Annotated in this window: 1 protein-coding gene; it reads right to left on the bottom strand. The window is 69.6% G+C overall.

Features of this window, described 5'->3' with window-relative positions; all coding sequences use genetic code 11:
* Window positions 1-33 precede the first annotated feature (33 nt).
* Window positions 34-2,789 (bottom strand): endo-alpha-N-acetylgalactosaminidase family protein (locus tag ACFWR9_RS42425; protein WP_383852959.1); only part of this gene is annotated, 2,756 nt, incomplete at its 5' end.

The raw sequence follows: 2,789 nt of genomic DNA, 5'->3' as shown, positions 1-2,789 counted from the left end.
TCCCGAAGGGGCGGGCCGCACACGGCTGGTGGCTCAGCGGGTGTCGGCGGGGCGTTCGCCCGGGGGGTAGCCCGTCGGAAGGTCCACCGGCACCCCGTACACGCGCATCTCCGCGGCGGCCGCGTAGGGCTGCTTGTTGAGCGCGTTGAGTGCGGTGAACCGTACGTGGGAGGCGCGGACTTGGTCGAAGGAGACGCGTTGGGTCTGCGTGACGTCCTTCAGGGTGCCACTGGCCACGGTCGTCCAGTCCTTGCCGTCGTCGGACACGGCGACCTCGTAGTCGGCGACGCGTCCGTTCTGGCCGCCGCTCTGCCGGCCCAGGTAGCCGAGCCCGTCGATGTCGGCGGCGCCGTCCAGCTTCAACGTCACCCAGTGCGGATACGGGGCCTGGGAGGCGGTGTAGTCGGTGTGCCAGATGGTGCCGGCGTCACCGTCGAGGACGTTGGACACCGGCCCCTCGGCGGCCCCCGACGAGGTGTTCTCCGAGTCGGCGGTCGCGGTCATCGAGCCGGGAGCGAGGACCGGTTCGTCGGTCAGTGCGGCGCCGCCGTCCACGGAGACCGTCTTGGTGGCTCCCGCGTGGGCGTACGTGGCGCTCACCTGCCAGTCGGGCGAGGCGTCGGTGGCGTCGGCCGGCGGAGTGAGGAGCCAGCTGGTGCGGACGGTCGCGCCGGGCTTCACGCTCTCGAAGAGGTTGCCGTTCTTCTCCGTCACCTCGGCCTTCCAGCCCTCGGGCAGGCCCTTGAGCGCGATGCCGACGTTGGTGGCGTCGGCGGACTCGTGGTTGGTGAACGTCGTGACGTACTCACCGGGCACCCCTGGGCTCAGCTCGGCGCCGGACGGGGCGGTGACCCCGGCGCAGGCGGCGCCGCCCTCGGCCTTGCCCAGGTCGGTGACGGTGAAGTCGTCGAGGACGAGATCGGTGCCCCGGGCGCTGCCGAGCTTGCGCAGCCCGACCCAGGTGTCCCCGCAGCCGGCGACGATCTCGCGGGAGTAGGCCGCGGTGTCCAGGGCGGGTTCGAGGACGTCCCGGGTGATGTCCCGGGAGGTGGTCTTCCCGTCGGCGACCCGGTCCGCGCCGGTGACCCAGGCCCACTGGCCCTCGATGTTGGTCTGGTAGGAGAAGGAGACCTTGTACTTGTGGCCCTCCTCGAACGGCACCGTGGCCGGGGTCGTGCGGTGGACCAGCCCGGTGTTCTCGGCGTGGGACTTCAACGAGTGCCGGCCGGCGAGCACGTCGTCGACGGCCTTGCCCTTCAGCGTGCCGGAGTCGTAGGGGGAGTAGGTGTTCTTCCACTCCTTCTGGCTGTAGGGCTCGTGCAGGTCGCTGATGCTGGTGCGGGGGTCGGTGACACCACCGGCATCGCCCTTGACGAAGGGTCCCCAGCCGGGCTGGTTGCCCTCGAAGTCGTCGTGGGCGACGACGGTACCGTCCTCGGCGCGGGGGAGCGGGGCGGTGGTGTCCGCCATCACGCGTACGTCGTCCAGGACGACCGGGGCGCCACCGGCGACGGCGCCGAGGTCCACGGTGACCGTGCCGTCGCGCGGCGCGGTGAAGGAGACCGACGCCCGCTGGGAGTAGGTGTCCCGCTTCTCGTCGGACGCCATCTTGTTCTGCGCCGGTGTGATGTCGAAGGTCTTCGTCTCCGTGTCCTTGCCGGCGCGCACCCGCAGTGTGGTGTCCCGGCGCTCCCTGGGGCCGATCTCGACGTCGGCGCCGAGGGTGTAGCGCTTGCCCGGGGTCAGGCCGCGGACCTGCTGCGAGATGCCGGAGGCGGCGTCGCCCAGGCGGACGACGTTGTCGCCGTTGTCGGCCCGGACGATCTCCGCGCCGCCCCGCGCGTTCCAGCCGTCGAGGTCCCCGGCGTTGAAGCCGGGGTCGGACAGTCCGGTGTACTGGCCGTAGTGCGCGTCCTTGTGGGGTGCCTTGCCGCCGACGGGCACGAGGACGTAGGGCTGCCCCTTCTCGGCGGTGAGGGTGACCTGCCCGTCGTGGGCCGTCACCCGGCTCTTCTCCGCCCGGCCCTGGTCGGTGAGTTCGTAGAGGGTGAAGTTCTTGTTGCCCGCGAACTCGTCGGTCAGTTCGAAGGTGTGCTCGCCGCCGGAGGCGCTGTAGAAGTACATCTTGTCGGCGTCACTGGGCGAGGAGGTGCCGTTGCCCTTCTTCGTGTTGCCCCAGGGCAGCAGGTAGGTGTCGCCCTTGAGGACTTCGGTGCCGTCCATGGAGATCCGCCGTTCGCCGTCGACGGACTTCACGTCCACCCCGCCGGTGAGCTTCGCGGACTTGCCGAGCTCCCAGTCCATCACCTGGTAGTGCTGGAGGAACTTGGTGGGCAGGTTGTCGGTCCAGATGTTGCGGTAGAAGGCGTTCCAGTCGTCCTGGCCCGTCCAGCCCTCGAACTCGACGATGTTGGCGCCGCCGAGCAGCGGGTCGGCGTTCCACACGTCGCGGTCGGTGTTGGCGATGAACCGGACGATGTTCGAGTTGATGCCCTTGTTGGTGGCTCCGCCGTAGTTCTTGTCGGTTGCCCAGTGCGACCACAGCGAGGAGCCCTCGAACTTGTTCGAGTACTCGGTGGCGATTTCGAAGCCCATCTCGCGCAGCTCGGCGGCCAGGCCGTCGGCCAGCCAGCCGCTGGAGAGGTAGACGTCGATATAGAGGGTCTTGATGTGCGGAGCTTCCCTGCGGAGCTGCTTGAACCGGTCGAGGACGGCGCCGGTGCCCAGGTCCTCGCGCTGGTCGATGTGGTACGCCTGGTTGAGCCAGTCCCAGCCGTTGGGCTGTCCCT

The organism is Streptomyces sp. NPDC058534 (assembly GCF_042717365.1).
GTDB lineage: Bacteria > Actinomycetota > Actinomycetes > Streptomycetales > Streptomycetaceae > Streptomyces.
This window is presented reverse-complemented; position numbering and strand designations above follow the sequence as displayed.